We start from the raw sequence: 18,444 nt of genomic DNA, 5'->3' as shown, positions 1-18,444 counted from the left end.
GCCGGGTTCTAGAGACTGACTCCGCTGGGAGAGTAATGTGAAAGACTTATTAAAGTTTCTAAAGCAACAAAATAAGACCGAAGAATTCGATAATATTCGAATTGGTCTGTCTTCGCCTGACATGATCCGATCATGGTCATTCGGTGAAGTAAAGAAGCCTGAAACCATTAACTACCGTACGTTCAAGCCAGAGCGTGACGGGTTGTTCTGTGCGCGTATCTTTGGCCCGGTAAAAGACTATGAGTGTCTTTGTGGCAAATATAAGCGCCTGAAGCACCGCGGTGTAATCTGTGAGAAGTGTGGCGTTGAAGTTACACTGACTAAAGTACGTCGTGAGCGTATGGGTCACATCGAACTGGCCAGCCCGGTTGCGCACATCTGGTTCCTGAAATCACTGCCGTCTCGTATCGGTCTGATGCTGGACATGACGCTGCGTGATATTGAACGTGTGCTGTATTTCGAATCTTATGTGGTAACTGAACCTGGTCTGACTACGCTTGAGCGCGGTCAATTGCTGGGTGAAGAAGAATACCTGGATTCACTGGAAGAGCATGGCGATGAGTTCGACGCCAAGATGGGTGCCGAAGCGGTATTTGACCTGCTGAAAGTACTGGACGTGGACGCCGATGTTGCTGCCATGCGTGAAGAGCTGCCCAGCATCAACTCAGAAACCAAGCGTAAGAAGATCACTAAGCGTCTGAAACTGCTTGAGTCATTCCAACAGTCTGGCAACAAGCCAGAGTGGATGATCATGACAGTGCTGCCGGTTCTGCCGCCAGACTTACGTCCGTTGGTACCGCTGGACGGTGGCCGTTTCGCCACATCCGATCTGAACGATCTGTATCGTCGTGTTATCAACCGTAACAACCGTCTGAAGCGTCTGCTCGACCTGGCTGCCCCTGACATCATCGTACGTAACGAAAAGCGTATGTTGCAGGAAGCCGTTGATGCGCTGCTGGACAACGGTCGTCGCGGCCGTGCAATTACCGGTTCGAACAAGCGTCCACTGAAATCTTTGGCCGATATGATCAAAGGTAAGCAAGGTCGTTTCCGTCAGAACCTGCTGGGTAAACGTGTTGACTACTCAGGCCGTTCTGTAATCACCGTTGGTCCGACGCTACGTCTGCACCAGTGTGGTCTGCCGAAGAAAATGGCACTTGAGCTGTTCAAACCGTTTATTTACGGCAAGCTTGAAGGACGTGGCCTGGCCACTACCATCAAAGCAGCGAAGAAACTGGTAGAGCGCGAAGCGCCGGAAGTATGGGACGTTCTGGACGAAGTTATCCGTGAACACCCGGTACTGCTGAACCGTGCACCTACGCTGCACAGACTGGGTATCCAGGCATTTGAACCTACCCTTATTGAAGGTAAAGCCATTCAGCTTCACCCGTTGGTTTGTGCGGCTTATAACGCCGACTTCGACGGTGACCAAATGGCGGTTCACGTACCTCTGACAATTGAAGCGCAGCTGGAAGCCCGCGCGCTGATGATGTCGACTAACAACATTCTGTCACCGGCGAACGGTGAACCCATTATCGTACCTTCACAGGACGTTGTATTGGGTCTGTATTACCTTACCCGTGAGAAAATAAACGGTGTAGGCGAAGGCATGGTATTCACCAGCCCGAACGAAGCGGAAAAAGCGTACCGTACCGGTAATGCTGAACTGCACTCGCGGGTAAAAGTGCGTATCACTGAATTCGACGTTGCAGAAGACGGCACCAAAACTGAAAAAGTGACGCTGACTGACACTACCGTAGGTCGTGCCATCTTCTCACTGATCCTGCCTAAAGGCCTGCCGTTTGATTTGATCAACCAGTCTATGGGTAAGAAGCAGATCTCGAAACTGCTTAACGAGTGTTACCGTGCCCTGGGTCTGAAAGACACAGTAATCGCTGCCGACCAAATCATGTACTCTGGTTTCCACTACGCAATGATTGCGGGTGCGTCAGTAGGTATTGATGACATGGTTATCCCGGCTGCAAAGAAAGACATCGTGGAAGCTGCTGAAGCCGAAGTTATCGAGATTCAGGAACAGTTCCAGAACGGTCTGGTAACAGCGGGTGAGCGTTACAACAAGGTTATCGATATCTGGTCAAATGCCAACGAAAAAGTTGCTAAGGCCATGATGGACAACCTGAAGACTGACATCGTTATCAACAAAGATGGCGAAGAGGAAGAGCAGCAATCGTTCAACTCGGTGTATATGATGGCCGACTCTGGCGCACGGGGTAGTGCGGCTCAGATTCGTCAGCTGGCCGGGATGCGTGGTCTGATGGCTAAGCCAGATGGCTCGATCATCGAAACGCCGATTACCGCTAACTTCCGTGAAGGTCTGAACGTACTCCAGTACTTCATCTCTACTCACGGTGCCCGTAAAGGTCTGGCCGATACGGCACTGAAAACAGCGAACTCGGGTTACCTGACACGTCGTCTGGTAGACGTCGCGCAGGATTTGGTTATTACCAATGTCGACTGTGGCACCTTTGAAGGTGTTGACATGGCGCCGCTGATTGAAGGTGGTGATGTTGTTGAACCGTTGCGTGAGCGTGTACTGGGTCGTGTTGTGTGCGAAGACGTACTGAAGCCGGGGACTGACGAAGTTCTGGCAGAACGTAACGTGATGCTCGACGAAGCCATGGTAGACATGCTGGAAGCCAACTCTGTTGATCAGATTAAGGTTCGCTCTGTTATCACCTGCGATAATGACTACGGCGTGTGTGCGAAATGTTACGGTCGTGACCTTGCCCGTGGCCACATGGTTGGCAGCGGTGAGTCTGTGGGTGTTATTGCGGCGCAATCAATCGGTGAGCCGGGTACCCAGCTCACCATGCGTACGTTCCACATCGGTGGTGCGGCATCACGGGCGTCCGCAGAGAACAGTGTACAGGTGAAAACCACCGGTAGTCTGAAGCTGCATAACGCTAAATATGTGCGTAACTCTGACGACAAAGTGGTTATCGTTTCACGTTCAACCGAACTGACAATGATTGACGATCAGGGCCGTGAGAAAGAGCGCTATAAAGTGCCTTACGGTGCGATCCTGACCGTGGATGACGGCGCAGCAGTGTCTGCCGGCGATGTTGTCGCGAACTGGGACCCGCATAGTCACCCCATCATCACTGAGCGTAAAGCGAAGATCAGCTTTGCCGATGTTGACGACTCGAACACCGAAATGCAGCAGGATGAGCTGACCGGTCTGACCCGTATCGTGGTGAAAGACCTGGCCAAGGTTAACGCTAAAGAGCCTAAGCTTATTCTGGAGAGCGACGAGTTCGGTCTGCAGGAAATTCGTCTGCCCAGCTTTACCACCATTGAAGCCTCTGACGGCAAGATGGCTAACGAAGGTGATGTACTGGCACGTATTCCGCAGGAAAGCTCGAAGACACGGGATATTACCGGTGGTCTGCCACGGGTTGCTGACCTGTTCGAAGCGCGTAAGCCAAAAGAGCCGGCCATTCTGGCGGAAATCTCAGGTACCATTGGCTTTGGTAAAGAGACCAAAGGTAAGAAGCGCCTGGTAATCACACCTGCAGAGGGTGATGCTTACGAAGAGATGATTCCTAAGTGGCGTCAGCTTAACGTGTTCGAAGGTGAGAAAGTGGAAAAAGGCGAAGTTATCGCCGACGGTCCAGAGTCACCACACGATATCCTGCGTTTGCGTGGTATCAGCGCGGTGTCCAACTACATCGTGAACGAAGTACAGGAAGTTTACCGCCTGCAGGGTGTTAAGATTAACGACAAGCACATTGAAGTGGTTATCCGCCAAATGCTGCGTAAGTGCATCATCACACACCCTGGCGACAGCCAGTTCCTGGAAGGGGAGCAGGTTGAGGTAGCCCACGTGAAAGTGGCTAACCGTGAACTTGAACGTCATGGCAAGATGGGCGCCGAGTATGAAACTCAGTTACTGGGTATCACTAAAGCGTCGCTGTCTACTGAGTCGTTCATTTCTGCGGCTTCGTTCCAGGAAACAACGCGGGTACTGACCGAAGCGGCAGTACAGGGTAAAGAAGATGACCTGCGTGGTCTGAAAGAAAACGTTATCGTGGGACGTCTGATCCCGGCCGGTACCGGTTTCGCTTATCACGAGCGTCGTGCCCAGAAGCGCAAAGAAGAGATCGAAGAAATGTCAGTATCGGCTGCCGAAGCCGAACAGGCCCTGACTGAAGCATTGAATGCTGACGCCAGCGGCGAACAATCTACTGACGAGTAAGTATATAGCGGGGTAGCCTGGCTGCCCCGCTTACCTGTTCCTCCGGGAATGACCGGTTAAGTTGCCAGCAGCCGTCAGTAAATTGACTGGTTATGGTTTGTACAGCTTGACAGGTAAGGCTTTGATCATTAATATTCCGCGACCCGATTTTTGGTTAGTCTGAAAAGACAGCAGAAACAGGGCGCGGTTTTTTGCATTAAAGTCTGGCCAATACTGACGAGCACAGTGTTGGATAACAGCGAATTATCGCATAAATGGACCCGGACACATGTCTCGGGTTTTTGTAGTTTTTAATCAGGAGCTAGTTAATGGCAACAGTTAACCAGTTAGTGCGCAAGCCTCGCAGAAAGCCCGTTGAAAAAAGCAACGTTGCTGCCCTGCAAGCTTGTCCGCAAAGACGTGGTGTATGTACTCGTGTATATACTACTACGCCAAAGAAACCAAACTCTGCACTGCGTAAAGTATGTCGTGTGCGTTTGACCAACGGTTTTGAAGTTTCTTCATACATCGGTGGTGAAGGCCACAACCTGCAAGAGCACAGTGTTGTATTAATCCGTGGCGGTCGTGTTAAAGATCTGCCAGGTGTTCGTTATCACACAGTTCGCGGCACGCTTGACTGCGCAGGTGTTAACGATCGTAAACAAGCCCGTTCTAAGTACGGCGCGAAGAAGCCTAAGTCTTAACGGTTCTCCGTTAGTAAGGCCAAACTGAAGTAATTAGAGTTTTGGGGATTCCCTGAATTCATACGGAGAATAGAAGATGCCAAGAAGAAGAGTCGTAGGTCAACGTAAAATCCTACCAGAACCAAAATATGGTTCACAGCTGCTTGCGAAATTCATGAATGTCGTAATGCTCGACGGCAAAAAGTCAGTCGCTGAACGAATCGTTTACGGTGCGCTTGATATTGTTGCTGAAAAAACCGGCAAGGCACACCTGGATGTGTTTGAAGATGCGCTGGACAACATCCGTCCTACCGTAGAGGTTAAGTCTCGTCGTGTAGGTGGTTCTACTTATCAGGTACCAGTAGAAGTACGTCCAGTACGTCGTAACGCCCTGGGTATGCGTTGGATGGTAGACGCTGCTCGTAAACGTGGTGAAAAGTCAATGGCTCAGCGCCTGGCTGCTGAAATGTTAGATGCAGCTGACAACAAAGGTTCTGCGGTTAAGAAGCGTGAAGACGTGCACCGTATGGCCGAAGCAAACAAAGCGTTTGCACACTACCGTTGGTAATCAACGTTTAATAACTGAGAGAGACGTATGCCTCGCAAGACCTCAATTGAGCGTTATCGTAATATTGGTATTGTGGCACACGTGGATGCGGGTAAAACCACAACCACGGAACGTGTTCTGTTTTACACGGGCTTGTCACATAAAATAGGTGAAGTGCATGATGGCGCAGCCACCATGGACTGGATGGAGCAGGAACAGGAGCGGGGGATAACTATTACCTCTGCCGCCACAACTTGCTTCTGGTCTGGAATGCAGCAGCAATTCGACCAGCATCGTATTAATATCATCGATACACCAGGACACGTAGACTTCACCATTGAAGTTGAACGTTCCCTGCGTGTGCTGGACGGCGCTGTTGTCGTCTTTTGTGGGTCTTCCGGGGTTGAGCCTCAATCAGAGACAGTCTGGCGACAGGCTGACAAATATGAGGTGCCTCGTCTGGTTTTCGTCAATAAGATGGACCGGGCAGGCGCCGATTTTGAGCGTGTTGTGGGCCAAATCCGCAAGCGTTTAGGTGCCACCTGTGTTCCGATCCAACTGAACATTGGCACTGAAGAAGACTTTCGTGGCGTAATCGACCTGCTGAAAATGAAGGCGATTAACTGGAACGCGGAAGACATGGGTATGACGTTTACCTATGAAGAAATTCCAGAAGAATACCGGGAGAAAGCCGAGCAGTACCGTTCAGAAATGGTAGAAGCTGCTGCGGAAGCCTCCGAAGAACTGATGGACAAGTACATCGACGGCCAGGAGCTGAGCGAAGAGGAAATCCGTCAGGGATTACGTATCCGTACCCTGAATAACGAAATTGTACTGGCCCTGTGTGGCAGTGCCTTTAAAAACAAAGGCGTACAAGCGGTACTGGATGCCGTGGTTGAGTATTTGCCATCGCCTACAGAAGTGAAGGCGATAACCGGCGTACTCGACGACAAAAATGAAACCGAAGCCGAGCGTCATGCCGACGATAACGAACCGTTTTCAGCGCTGGCGTTTAAGATTGCCACCGACCCGTTTGTGGGCACGCTCACCTTTTTCCGCTGTTACTCTGGCGTGGTGAATACCGGTGATACCGTATACAACCCGGTAAAAGGCAAACGGGAACGTTTTGGTCGTATTGTACAGATGCACTCGAAAGATCGCGCCGAGCTTAAGGAAGTTCGTGCTGGCGACATCGCAGCGGCAATTGGTCTGAAGGATGTCACCACCGGTGACACCCTGTGCGACCCCAACAATATCATTACGCTGGAGCGTATGGAGTTTCCGGATCCGGTGATTGCGATTGCGGTAGAGCCAAAGTCGCAGGCTGACCAGGAGAAGATGGGCATGGCCCTGAGTAAGCTGGCTGCCGAAGACCCGTCCTTCCATGTGAAGACTGACGAAGAGTCAGGTCAGACAATCATTTCCGGAATGGGTGAACTTCACCTCGACATCATTGTCGATCGCATGAAGCGGGAATTTAAAGTGGAATGTAACGTGGGTAAACCACAGGTTGCATACCGCGAAACTATCCGCAAGAAAGTGGAAGTGGAAGGCAAATTTGTTCGTCAGTCTGGCGGCCGTGGTCAGTATGGCCATGTGTGGCTTCGTATTGAGCCACAGGAAGAAGGCGCAGGCTACGAATTTGTTAACGATATCGTGGGTGGTGTAGTTCCGAAGGAATTCATCCCGGCGGTAGATAAAGGAATTCAGGAGCAGCTACAAAACGGTGTGGTTGCAGGTTACCCGGTACTTGATGTCAAGGTAACGCTGTTCGATGGTTCATACCATGATGTTGACTCTTCTGAAATGGCGTTTAAGATCGCCGGCTCAATGGGCTTTAAGCAAGGCTGCTCGGAAGCAAATCCGGTCCTGCTTGAACCTATGATGAAAGTTGAAGTAACGACTCCTGAAGACTGGATGGGTGATGTCGTAGGTGACCTGAATCGTCGTCGCGGCATGATCGAAGGAATGGATGAAGGTGTGGCAGGCATTAAGATTATTCGTGCCAAAGTGCCACTTTCAGAAATGTTTGGGTATGCTACTGATCTGCGTTCACAAACCCAGGGCAGAGCATCTTACTCAATGGAGTTCTTCAATTATTCCGAGGCGCCGAACAATGTGGCGCAAGCTATTATTGAAGCAAGAATCTAAATCTTAATGAAGGTTCGGTCCGGTCTATATTGGGTCGGACTTTTAACTTAGGAAGCGAGAAAAATGGCAAAAGAAAAGTTTGAACGTACGAAACCCCACGTAAACGTGGGTACAATCGGCCACGTTGACCACGGTAAAACCACGCTGACTGCAGCAATCACTACAGTTCTGTCTAAGACTTACGGTGGTTCAGCTCAGGCATTCGATCAAATCGATAACGCGCCTGAAGAAAAAGCACGTGGTATCACCATCTCTACTTCACACGTAGAATATGACACTCCTACTCGCCACTACGCGCACGTAGACTGTCCTGGACACGCTGACTACGTTAAAAACATGATCACCGGTGCCGCACAGATGGACGGCGCGATCCTGGTAGTTGCCGCGACTGACGGTCCTATGCCTCAGACTCGTGAGCACATCCTGCTGGGTCGTCAGGTAGGCGTACCTTACATCATCGTATTCATGAACAAATGTGACATGGTAGATGATGAAGAGCTGCTTGAGCTGGTAGAAATGGAAGTACGTGAGCTGTTAAGCGAGTACGACTTCCCAGGTGATGACCTGCCAGTAGTTCAGGGTTCTGCTCTGAAAGCACTGGAAGGCGACGCCGAGTGGGAAAAGAAAATCATCGAGCTGGGCGAAGCACTGGATTCATACATTCCAGAGCCAGAGCGTGCCATTGATAAGCCGTTCATCCTGCCTATCGAAGACGTATTCTCAATCTCAGGCCGTGGTACTGTTGTAACTGGTCGTGTAGAGCAGGGTATCATCAAGGTTGGTGAAGAAGTTGAAATCGTTGGTATGAAAGACACTACCAAGACAACTTGTACCGGCGTTGAAATGTTCCGTAAGCTGCTTGACGAAGGCCGTGCTGGTGAGAACGTTGGTGTTCTGCTGCGTGGTACTAAGCGTGATGAAGTTGAACGTGGTCAGGTACTGGCGAAGCCAGGCTCAATCACGCCTCACACTAAGTTCGAAGCAGAAGTATACGTACTGAGCAAAGACGAAGGTGGCCGTCACACGCCATTCTTTAAAGGCTACCGTCCACAGTTCTACTTCCGTACAACTGACGTGACCGGTGCTGTTCAACTGCCAGAAGGCGTTGAAATGGTAATGCCTGGCGACAACCTGAAGTTCGAAGTTGAACTGATTGCGCCTATCGCGATGGACGAAGGTCTGCGCTTCGCAATCCGTGAAGGTGGTCGTACAGTAGGTGCTGGTGTTGTAGCCAAAATCATCGAATAATATCGCTGATTAGCACTTAACAAGAAAAAGGTCACTTCGGTGGCCTTTTTTTATGTCTGTAGCAATGTATCGGGCGGTTCCGGTACATTATCGCCGTGTCCCTTGGTGGCTGTTTCAGCCTGAGTTCTGCCAGCCAGTAGCCATGGCGTTTTATCTGTTACAGCTACTCAGGCCGGCCAGCTACCATTATCATCCAGGTGACGCCAAATGCATCCTTTACCTGCCCGAATAACGGCGACCAAAATGCAGGTTGTAAGGGCATCAGAATGTTCCCGTCGTGAGCCAGTGCGTTAAACGCCCGTGTAGCAATGTCCATATCGGCCACGGTCACTGCCAGGCTCATGCCGCTGATAGGCCCATCTTTGCCACCGCCGTCACAGGCGTAGATAGTGGTATCACCCACAGTGCATTCTGCATGCATAATTTTTTGGTCGTAGTTATCGGGTAGCATGCCTTCCGGAAAAGACTCCGGGCTATCGGCAAAACGGTTTAACTCACCCCGCACAGCACCCAGATGCTGTTCATAATAGTCAAATGCCGCTTCACAGCAGCCATCGTAAAACAGGTAGGGGTTGCTAGTGGCGTTGCGCATCGCTCGGGAGTAAGCGTGCTCGCCCTCGTTCTTCTGCGTGTTTTCGGCATCTTCAATGCCGGCAAAGTCTTCTGTGGTTTCACAGAGTCTGAGCTCTACTATACAGGGTTCGTCCATGGGCACCGGGCTTTGATTGATCCAGTCTAGCGCCTCGTCCATGTCAGTAACTTCCCATACCCAGTAGCCGGCAATAAGCGCATCAGCTGGCTGAAAAGGGCCGTGCACCACCCGGCGGTCGCCGCCATCAATGGCTACCCGAACACCCTGTTCACTGGGGCGCAGACCTTCTGCGTGCTGTAACACCCCAGCCTCGCGTAATTTTTCATTGAATACATTCATGTCGCTGACGATTTTCGCGGTGGGAGGGGTGCCCGCTTCAGAGGCGGCAGTGGAGCGCACCATAACCATTATTTTCATGTCATCTTCCTGTGAGATCGGGAGCAAACTTATACAAAACTATAGAGTATGTTCAGGGACGTGTCGTTGCGGGTGGGGGAAGCAAACAGGTTTGGCAGATGTTATACCTATGCCCTGAGAAACGGGTGGCGTACTGCGGGTGCGAGATGCCACTACTGGCACTACCACTTTACCGGCTAATACCTACTACGACTTTTGTCTGATAAGCTCGACCAGCTTAGCCCGGCCATGATGTAATAGCGGGCTTACTGCGTGCAGTATTCATTGCGCCACGGTGAGTGTTCACCGGGCGACATACACGCGCTGGCTGCCACCTGGCATCAGTGAATTCGTTAATCTAATCGCTAACAAACAAAACGGACGATAACTATGCAGTCAATTACAATTGTTCTTCTGGGTATTGCCGGCATGCTGTTGGGCTGGTTTGTCTACTCGAAGTTTATTGCTGCCCGTATCTTTAAACTCGATGACAGCTTTACCACGCCCGCCCATGAACTTCAGGATGGCAAAGATTATGTGCCTACCAATAAGGTGGTGTTGTGGGGTCACCATTTTACCTCAGTCGCGGGTGCAGCGCCCATTGTAGGCCCGGCCATTGCGGTATACTGGGGCTGGGTACCGGCGGTATTATGGGTCGTGCTGGGTACAATCTTATTTGCCGGTGTCCATGATATGGGCGCCCTGTGGGCCAGTGTCCGGCATAAAGGTAAGTCCATGGGTGCCCTGAGCGAAAGCGTTATCGGCAAGCGCTCCCGCGCACTGTTTATGATTGTGGTTTTCCTGGTGTTGCTGATGGTCAATGCCGTATTTGGGGTGGTTATCGCCAACTCTTTCGTTTCACAACCCACCGCCGTGTTCCCGGCCTGGACGGCTATCGCAGTGGCGCTCATTATCGGACAGTTACTGAAACGCAATTTTGCCCTTATCCCGCTGTGTATGGTGGGAATACTGGTGCTTTATGCCTCTGTCTATGCAGGCAGTTACATTCCGCTGAGCTTGCCAGAGTCCATGTTTGGACTGGCTGATACGGCCAACTGGATTATTATTCTGTTTATCTATGCGGCAATCGCCTCATTACTGCCGGTGTGGATGCTGTTGCAACCCCGCGATTTCATCAATGGTATGCAGCTGTTGGTCGGATTGTTTTTGCTCTACGGCGCGGTATTCTTCGCCATGCCCGATATTACCGCCCCGGCATTCAATACCCAGACAGCCATGGATACCCCCAGTATCATCCCGTTGTTGTTTGTCACCATTGCCTGTGGCGCCGTGTCCGGTTTTCACGGCATTGTGTCGTCGGGAACCAGTTCCAAACAGCTAAATAAAGAAACCGATGTCCGCTTTGTAGGGTATCTGGGTGCAGTGGGCGAGGGCTCATTAGCTCTCATTACCATTGTGGCCGTAAGTGGAGTAGCGCTGGCGGCTTCGCCCCAGGAATGGCATGAGATTTACAGCCACCTGGGCGCAGGGAGTGTCGATGCCTTTATTACCGGCGGTGCTAATCTTATTCAGCAAGGCTGGGGATTGCCGGTGGAGTTTTCTTCCACCATTCTGGCAGTCATGGTGGTGCTGTTCGCGGGAACCACCATGGACTCGGGCGTGCGTCTGCAGCGCTATATCATCCAGGAATGGGGTGAGATTTATAATATTAAGGCGCTGAAAAAAGGTCTGGTAGCGACGTTTGTGGCGGTGGGCAGTTGTCTGTTGCTGGCGTTTGGTGCCGGCGGTGCGTCAGGCAGTGGCGGGATGATTATCTGGCCGTTATTTGGATCCACCAATCAGATCCTGGCCAGTCTGACACTGCTGGTCGTCTCGGTAATGCTGATTAAAATGAAACGCCCAGCCCGATATACCCTCATCCCCATGCTGTTCGTGCTGGTTATGGCGTTCTTTGCCGGTCTTATTAAGCTCAAGGAATACTGGCTGGCGGAAAACTACTTGCTGGTATTTCTGGATGCGATAGTACTGGTAGTATCGGTATTGGTTATGCTGGAAGCCTGGTCTGTGATCGCGCGGTTCCGCCGGAGTGAATCTAATTAAGTAATCATCGCAATCGCCACTGCGGAACAGCGCGCAGTGGCGATTTTCCCCGTTCATCTCTGTTACAATATCCCCCGCTTAGTTATCATTATCCGGAGACGTATGGCTGACCTGGCGCTGTTACTGAACAACTTTCTTGCGCTTTTTATTGAATCGGCACCCTGGCTGTTATTGGGCTTATTCGTGGCCGGTGTAATGCACGAATGGGTTCCTGTGTCTGTTTTGCAAAAGCACATGGGAAGTGCCAGCTTCTCTGCTATCGGCAAAGCCGCGGTGATTGGTGCTCCGCTGCCCCTGTGTTCCTGCGGTGTCATTCCTGCCGCGGTGGGGCTGCGCAGAAGCGGGGCATCCAAACCGGCCACGGTCTCCTTTCTGGTCTCCACCCCTGAAACTGGTGTAGACAGTGTTTCAGTATCCTATGCGTTATTAGGTCCGGTATTCGCCGTAGTGCGACCAGTGGTCGCCGTGCTCAGTGCTGTCTATGCAGGCGTACTGGTACGCTTATTTGGCGGCGCTGAACGCTCAGCCAAACAACCCCAGCCCCCTGGTTGTTGCGAAGGCAGTCAGCCCCGGGTGAGCCCAGGAGCCGCAGACACATGCTGCGACAGTGCAGGTCAGGCTCAAGCCGAGCAGCAACGTGATTGCTGCGCGCCCCGGCCGCCTGCCAGCGAGTCAGACGCAGCGTGTTGTGGCTCAGCAGAGGACGGCAGGGGGCGTGGTATACAGCGCAAACTGGCTGATGTATTTAACTATGCTACTGGCAATTTGCTGGACGACATCATCGTGTGGTTACTGGTAGGCCTGGCATTGGCGGCTGCGATAAAAACCTGGGTGCCCGCCGACTTTCTTACGCAATGGGGCGACGGCTTTCTGGCGATGCTGGTGATGGCGCTGGTAGGGATCCCGATGTATATCTGTGCCACCGCCTCGACGCCTCTAGCGGTAGGGTTTCTGGCAGCCGGGCTTTCCCCCGGGGCGATCCTGGTATTCCTGATGGCCGGACCGGCCACCAATATCTCCACCATGGGCATGATTTATCAGGAGATGGGCAGACGTACCCTAGCGCTGTATTTATTTGCCGTGGTGAGCATGAGCATGGTCAGCGGCTACGCCCTGAACTGGCTGGCAGACGCCCTGCAATGGCAGCAGTACATCATTGGCTCTGCCGCCGGTCATCTTCATTCAGCAACCTGGCAAACGGTGTATGCGCTCAGTGCGGTGATGCTAATGGCGCTTATGATGCGTAACGTGTGGCAACGGATAGCTCGCAGGACCCCGGCGAATCAGCAGGACTGCTGCTCGTAAGCAGCGTCTGCTGAATGAGCGGTGCACTCACTGCTAATCCAGCAATTGCACCTGTTTGTTGCTGGTATCGGTTTGTAAGCCAAAGTGACCCAGTGCATAGGTGAAGGAGGCATCTTCGTTCCACAGCCGGCTGCTGTGAATGCCGCCTACCGTGCAGGTCCCGGTGCTGCAGACAATCTGGTCCATATAACTTTTTATTGAGTATACCCGGTCACCTAACGCTACGCCGTACACGCTGTCCAGAAACGGGCTCTGTACTGACAGGCCATAGTAGCCACAGGTACTGCTCCAGACATTATACGGGTACACACCGCAACTCCACAGACCGCGGGCCGCACCGGCCACGCCAATGAACGCATCGACGTAACTGGCGGCGGCAAGCTTATCAATTTGTTGCGCTGCCAGCGTCACCCCCATGGAATGGCCGATGACATCAATCTGACCACTGCAGGACGCATTAATGGCATCACTGATAGCCTGGCGCACTGGCGTTTCTTCGCTACCGTAGTGATTATTGCATGCTGCACATGCTTTAGAGCCCCAGTCAGGCAGGTATATATCGCTGCTGCGGTAGCCCGCTGCCGTTAACGCCGCCACCGTGTTATCCCAGCTCGCCGGGGTGGCCGTATTGCCATGCACCAGCACCACAGGATCACGACACTGCGCGTAAACATGACTGGTTGCAGTCAGTAATAGGGTTATAATTAGGCAACGTAACAGAGTGCGCATAGACCACCTTGGGTGTTGTTATAAACTTGTTAACAAGGCTAGGTGCTACAGCGGGTTCTCTCCATAGTACTTTGGTGCTGTAACAGGGAAAGGGAATCAACGCTTTTCGACGTACTGGACTTGTACATCCCGCTCAGTCCCCCATAATAGACATTCACTCAGTTATCGCTGACAGCGAAAAGGGATCCATGTTTTTATTGATTGTGTACGTGCTTATTGCACTGGGCTTTTCATTTCTTTGCTCTATTGCCGAGGCGGTCATTCTTAGTGTGTCGTCAGCCTATATTTCGGTGCTGGAAAAAGAAAAGCGCCCCAGCGGTGCGTTACTACGTCGCCTGACCGATAATATAAACAGTCCCTTGTCTGCCATTCTTACCCTGAATACAATTGCCCATACCATGGGGGCCGCAGGCGCAGGTGCTCAGGCGGCAGCGGTATTCGGCGACGCCTATCTGGGCGTGATTTCTGCCGTACTGACCCTGCTCATCCTGATTTTCTCTGAGATCATCCCCAAAACACTGGGCGCCACATACTGGCGTGCGCTGGCACCGGTCACTGCCTATTTCCTTAAATACCTGACCATGGTGCTAAAGCCGTTTGTGGTCATGTCCGAGCTGCTTACCCGGGGCTTTAAAGAAGACAGCCCGCTGCGCGGTCTCAGCCGAAACGAACTCCAGGCCATGGCCGAATTATCCAGTCAGGAAGGGCAACTGGCCAACCATGAAGCGGCATTCCTGCAGAGTTTGCTGACCCTGCATGAATTTAAGGTAAAAGATGCCATCACCCACCGCACAGCCATGTTTTCGGTACCGGAAACAATGTCGGTAGAAGCGTTCTTTCATAAACATGCCCACATTGAATACTCCCGTATTCCGGTCTACGCCGACAATGACTCTGAAGAGGTCACCGGCTATGTCATGCGATCTGACTTGCTGGTAGCCCAGGCCCGGGGCAATACCGATAAGCCACTCAGTGAGTATGCAAAAGACATGGTGACTATACTGGGGAGTATGCCGCTGTCAGGCACCTTCGAACACTTCCTGAATAAGCGGGTGCATATGTTGCTGGTAGTGGATGAGTACGGTGGCCTGGAGGGCGTGATCACGCTGGAAGATTTACTGGAGCGGCTGTTGGGAGTGGATATTGTCGATGAGAAAGACGCCACCGTCAGTATGCGCCGGCTGGCCAAAATGATGAACCGTCGTCGCGAGCGGATGATGGTGAAAAATGCGCCGGATGATGCGCTGAAAGGCGGGTAAGCCGGGCAGGCCCAAGGGACCCTATTCTGGCACTTCAGCCAGTAAGCTTTTCCACATACCTAAATGATGGGTGCTGTTGGTGCGTAACTCGCCACTGACCTCAGGCATGCTGGTCAGCCGGCAAACAGAATCAGGGTTAGGGTGCGCTCAGTGGCAGGGTAATGACCACACATACGCCGGTATTGTCAGGCAGGTTGTTCAGCGTCAGGCTACCCTTATGAAACTGGGCTATCATATTGGCAATATACAACCCCAGTCCCAGGTGCGGATGGGCGGTTTCCTGCTGACGACTGCCCTCGGGACGTACCGATACCATGGACTGTAACAACTGACTTTTCATGCCATCGGGCAGGGTGGGGCCGGAATTGGTCACACTTACGTGCGCTGACTTGCCATCACGCCACGCGTTTAGCACGATACTGTCCTGGGTGTTACTGAACTCAGTAGCATTGGCCACAATTTTATCCAGCATTTGTGCAAACAGTTCCGGAGACCCTTTTATCAGCATCGGTTCTTCAGCTCCTTTCAGCTGAAAGGGCCGGTTTGCGTAGGCGTATTGGTATCCGGCCACACACCCCGACAGCACCTTGGTGACATCAAAGGTTTCAATGTCTTCCTGGGCAATGGCATGCTCCAGCCGGGTGGCTTCACTCATGCTGTTCAGAATTGTACTTAACCGGCTGATACCGGTTTGCGCACGCTGTACGAAGACAGCCTGCTCCAGGCGGTCATCTACCTGTGCGAGGGTATCCAGTGAGGACTTCACTACGGCGATAGGGGTGCGCAGTTCATGGGACAGTCGCGAGGCCATATTTTCCAGGTATGAATTGTATTGCTGCAGACGGGAGAGCACATCTGCAAAGGCCCGGGAGAGATCACCAATTTCATCCCGTTGTCTGGCCGGCGCCAGTGTGCCGACAATTTTTCCGTTATCGTCAATCACCGCTTCGGTGTCGTCCCGTAGTTTGCGAATGCGTGACGAAATGCGGTTTGCAAACAATAGCAGGCCGGCAGTGCCCAACAGCATCACCGCCAAAATAACGTGAAACAACTCTTCCAGGGCCCGGTTTCGCAGGGTGCGGATGCCGTGGGTAGTCTGTTCGACCACCACCGCGCCCATGACAGTGTCATCAATGTAAATAGGATAGGCCGCAGATAACACCACGGCCTTATTATCGGGGGTCAGACGCCACAGGGAGTCGGGCTCACCGTTGAGCGCAGCCGTAATATCTTTGCCTGCCAGCGCGTAGGCATCGGCCATGTCATCCACAAACTCTGCCGGGGGTTTAGTCAGAATGTGATAGTACAGGGGCAGCAACCAGGTCTGTTCAATCCAGCGCCACCAGGAATTCTCGCTGGCAGGGCGCTGGCGGGTTCGAAACCCAGCCGACGATTGCAGGTCGCCCGCTCTGGCCAGCACCCGCTTATGTTTATCGACTACCCAAACCCGGGAGTCGGCGTATTTAAGGCCTGCCAGTATGCGCTCTATTTCCGGAGACGGCGTGACTACTGTGCCCAGACCATCTGAAGTGTTGGGGTTGGCGGTACCAATGGCATACTGCTTCGTACGGCTCGCCGGGTCATCTACGTCCACTACGGCGAAGGCCAGTGCGCCGGACGTCATTTCCAGGGGGAAGCGCAACTCAATGTTGTAGCCGTCTTCCGTGCGCACCCAGCGCCCCTGGATCCGCAGTTCGTTGTCGGCGGCACGGTAGCGGCTTAAGTCGTCATCCAGCCGGTAGGCGTTCACCCAACCGGCGTCGAACGGCGCAATAATAAAGCGCTGGAGCTTGCCACTGTCTGTCGTCAGTCCAATGAGTAAGTGATCACTTCGGTCGATGCTCAGGCTATTCTTACCACGCCACACAACCCGATCGTCGGTAACGGCAAACATGGCATACAGATACTGTCCATAGCGACCGACCATGTGCTGAAACGACAGACTAACCGGTGGACGCGGGAAAGTAGACTGAAACCAGTTCACCACCTGCCCGTCACCATACTGTTGCGCCAGCGGTGTGAACTGCTGCCAGTCGGTGAGTTCCCCATCAAGCCGGACAGGGGCGTCAATCGGGGCTGCGTATAAGTCGGTGCCTGGCCTGACGGTTTGTAAATACGACGACTGACTGTCAAACAGAGCCGGACGCTCATGCAATGCCGTGGCAACCGCGCGTGCGGTGCCCACCATGGTCTGCTCCTGACCGGTTCTCAGATACTGCTCCAGCTCCCACACATACTTATAACCCAGCCAGGGGATAGCAAACAGGAACAGCGACAACAGCAAGAGCTGTAAACGAATAGAAAAACGCACACGCATCATCAGTGATTTTGCCAGCGGTAGCCCATACCGTACACGGTATCTATATGATCGAAGGTGTCATCGAGCTGAAGGAATTTTTTGCGCATGCGCTTGATATGTGAGGTGATAGTGGTGTCATCGACCACCATTCGGGACTCATCCATCAGTTGCTGACGACTTTTGACATGGCCGGGGTGTTTGATTAAGGCGTGGAGCATCCAGAACTCGGTGACTGTCAACGCCACCGGCTGGCCTTTCCAGCTGACGGTCATGCGGCTGACATCTACCTGCAAGTGGCCCACCCGCACCTGTTCACTCTGTTGCTTAGGTGCAGCCAGCAGATCCGTACGCCGAAACAGCGCCGCTATCCGGGCCAGCAGATGTGCCATACTGATGTCTTTGGTCAGGTAATCATCAGCACCCATGCGCAGGCCACTGATGGTATCCACGTCATTGTCCCGGGCGGTAAAGAAAATAATGGGCAGCGACTGGGAGAGTTGACGTAGTTGCTGACAGAGTACAAACCCGCCTTCCATCTCCTCCTGTAATCCAATGTCGATAATAGCCAGATCAGGTAATGTCTGCGCAAACGCCGCCGAGGCACTGGGCCGGTCGGCAAACGCGTTTACTTCATAACCCTGATTCTTCAGCGCCGCCACGTAATTTTCGCGGATGGCCGGATCGTCTTCGACTAAGGCGATGGTTCTTGGCATGCTACTTCCTTCACGTCTTATTGTGCCGACACTATACCTTAAGAGTCATCCTGCCCGCCTGAGTTCGGCATAAAATCCAGAATGATGCCACTATTCTGCCACAATCTTTCGAGGTGACCCGGCACGATTACACCTCTTGAGCATTCGCTGACAGGCGCCCGTCACCTATTGCCACGCTATAAAGGATGGATTGGTGGCCTGAATGTGTCATAAAGCGCCCGGTTTGTTCATCGTATTGCCTTAACCTTCACATCAACAAGACGCAA

General features: G+C 52.5%; 12 protein-coding genes. 8 read left to right on the top strand and 4 right to left on the bottom strand.

Annotated elements, in window-relative coordinates; genetic code table 11:
- The first annotated feature begins 37 nt into the window (after positions 1-37).
- The 5 genes from rpoC (at position 38) to tuf (ending at position 8,824) form a co-directional block, all read left to right on the top strand.
- The gene (gene rpoC, locus OCL06_RS08150) at positions 38-4,216 is read left to right on the top strand and encodes a DNA-directed RNA polymerase subunit beta' (protein WP_262993309.1); all 4,179 of its coding nucleotides are present in this window, start codon (positions 38-40) and stop codon (positions 4,214-4,216) included.
- A gap of 308 nt (positions 4,217-4,524) precedes the next feature.
- On the top strand, positions 4,525-4,899 hold the full coding sequence (gene rpsL, locus OCL06_RS08145; protein ID WP_014951037.1) for a 30S ribosomal protein S12: 375 nt from the start codon (positions 4,525-4,527) through the stop codon (positions 4,897-4,899).
- A gap of 76 nt (positions 4,900-4,975) precedes the next feature.
- Positions 4,976-5,446, top strand: coding sequence for a 30S ribosomal protein S7 (rpsG, locus tag OCL06_RS08140; protein WP_262993305.1), 471 nt, complete (start codon positions 4,976-4,978; stop codon positions 5,444-5,446).
- 27 nt (positions 5,447-5,473) lie between these two features.
- Positions 5,474-7,576, top strand: coding sequence for an elongation factor G (gene fusA, locus OCL06_RS08135; protein ID WP_262993302.1), 2,103 nt, complete (start codon positions 5,474-5,476; stop codon positions 7,574-7,576).
- Positions 7,577-7,639: 63 nt separating this feature from the next.
- Positions 7,640-8,824, top strand: a complete 1,185-nt coding sequence (tuf, locus tag OCL06_RS08130) for an elongation factor Tu (RefSeq protein WP_262992368.1) — start codon at positions 7,640-7,642, stop codon at positions 8,822-8,824.
- A gap of 163 nt (positions 8,825-8,987) precedes the next feature.
- On the opposite strand, the gene OCL06_RS08125 is transcribed toward tuf, so the two are convergent.
- Positions 8,988-9,833, bottom strand: a complete 846-nt coding sequence (locus OCL06_RS08125; protein WP_262993299.1) for a VOC family protein — start codon at positions 9,831-9,833, stop codon at positions 8,988-8,990.
- A 369-nt stretch (positions 9,834-10,202) separates the two neighbouring features.
- On the opposite strand from OCL06_RS08125, the gene OCL06_RS08120 reads away from it, so the two are divergent.
- Positions 10,203-11,873 carry a carbon starvation CstA family protein gene (locus tag OCL06_RS08120; RefSeq protein ID WP_262993296.1) on the top strand — a complete coding sequence of 557 codons (1,671 nt, stop codon included), beginning with the start codon at positions 10,203-10,205 and terminating at the stop codon, positions 11,871-11,873.
- 102 nt (positions 11,874-11,975) lie between these two features.
- Positions 11,976-13,178 carry an SO_0444 family Cu/Zn efflux transporter gene (locus tag OCL06_RS08115; RefSeq protein WP_262993294.1) on the top strand — a complete coding sequence of 401 codons (1,203 nt, stop codon included), beginning with the start codon at positions 11,976-11,978 and terminating at the stop codon, positions 13,176-13,178.
- 33 nt (positions 13,179-13,211) lie between these two features.
- Here OCL06_RS08115 and OCL06_RS08110 read toward each other — a convergent pair whose 3' ends face one another.
- On the bottom strand, positions 13,212-13,907 hold the full coding sequence (locus OCL06_RS08110) for an esterase/lipase family protein (protein ID WP_262993292.1): 696 nt from the start codon (positions 13,905-13,907) through the stop codon (positions 13,212-13,214).
- Positions 13,908-14,095: 188 nt separating this feature from the next.
- Between OCL06_RS08110 and OCL06_RS08105 the strand changes: the two genes are divergently transcribed.
- A complete protein-coding gene (locus tag OCL06_RS08105) occupies positions 14,096-15,166 on the top strand; it encodes a CNNM domain-containing protein (RefSeq protein WP_262993290.1) in 1,071 nt (356 codons plus the stop codon).
- A 136-nt stretch (positions 15,167-15,302) separates the two neighbouring features.
- Here the strand turns inward: OCL06_RS08105 and pdsS are convergent, their stop codons facing one another.
- Both pdsS and pdsR read right to left on the bottom strand, forming a co-directional pair.
- Entirely contained in the window at positions 15,303-17,483 is a 2,181-nt protein-coding gene (pdsS, locus tag OCL06_RS08100; RefSeq protein ID WP_262993863.1) for a proteobacterial dedicated sortase system histidine kinase, read from the bottom strand.
- Positions 17,484-17,485: 2 nt separating this feature from the next.
- Positions 17,486-18,178, bottom strand: a complete 693-nt coding sequence (gene pdsR, locus OCL06_RS08095) for a proteobacterial dedicated sortase system response regulator (protein ID WP_262993288.1) — start codon at positions 18,176-18,178, stop codon at positions 17,486-17,488.
- Positions 18,179-18,444 lie beyond the last annotated feature (266 nt).

Source organism: Alteromonas salexigens, assembly GCF_025628895.1.
In the GTDB taxonomy this organism is placed as follows: Bacteria; Pseudomonadota; Gammaproteobacteria; order Enterobacterales; family Alteromonadaceae; genus Alteromonas; species Alteromonas salexigens.
The sequence above is the reverse complement of the archived record's forward strand: the minus strand, read 5'-3'. Positions and strand labels throughout refer to the sequence as shown.

Coding starts and splice junctions, on each gene's coding strand:
- OCL06_RS08115 (WP_262993294.1), top strand. CDS start 11,976: ATGGCTGACCTGGCGCTGTTACTGAACAACTTTCTTGCGCTTTTTATT.
- OCL06_RS08120 (WP_262993296.1), top strand. CDS start 10,203: ATGCAGTCAATTACAATTGTTCTTCTGGGTATTGCCGGCATGCTGTTG.
- pdsR (WP_262993288.1), bottom strand. CDS start 18,178: ATGCCAAGAACCATCGCCTTAGTCGAAGACGATCCGGCCATCCGCGAA.
- rpsL (WP_014951037.1), top strand. CDS start 4,525: ATGGCAACAGTTAACCAGTTAGTGCGCAAGCCTCGCAGAAAGCCCGTT.
- OCL06_RS08110 (WP_262993292.1), bottom strand. CDS start 13,907: ATGCGCACTCTGTTACGTTGCCTAATTATAACCCTATTACTGACTGCA.
- pdsS (WP_262993863.1), bottom strand. CDS start 17,483: ATGCGTGTGCGTTTTTCTATTCGTTTACAGCTCTTGCTGTTGTCGCTG.
- OCL06_RS08125 (WP_262993299.1), bottom strand. CDS start 9,833: ATGAAAATAATGGTTATGGTGCGCTCCACTGCCGCCTCTGAAGCGGGC.
- tuf (WP_262992368.1), top strand. CDS start 7,640: ATGGCAAAAGAAAAGTTTGAACGTACGAAACCCCACGTAAACGTGGGT.
- fusA (WP_262993302.1), top strand. CDS start 5,474: ATGCCTCGCAAGACCTCAATTGAGCGTTATCGTAATATTGGTATTGTG.
- rpsG (WP_262993305.1), top strand. CDS start 4,976: ATGCCAAGAAGAAGAGTCGTAGGTCAACGTAAAATCCTACCAGAACCA.
- OCL06_RS08105 (WP_262993290.1), top strand. CDS start 14,096: ATGTTTTTATTGATTGTGTACGTGCTTATTGCACTGGGCTTTTCATTT.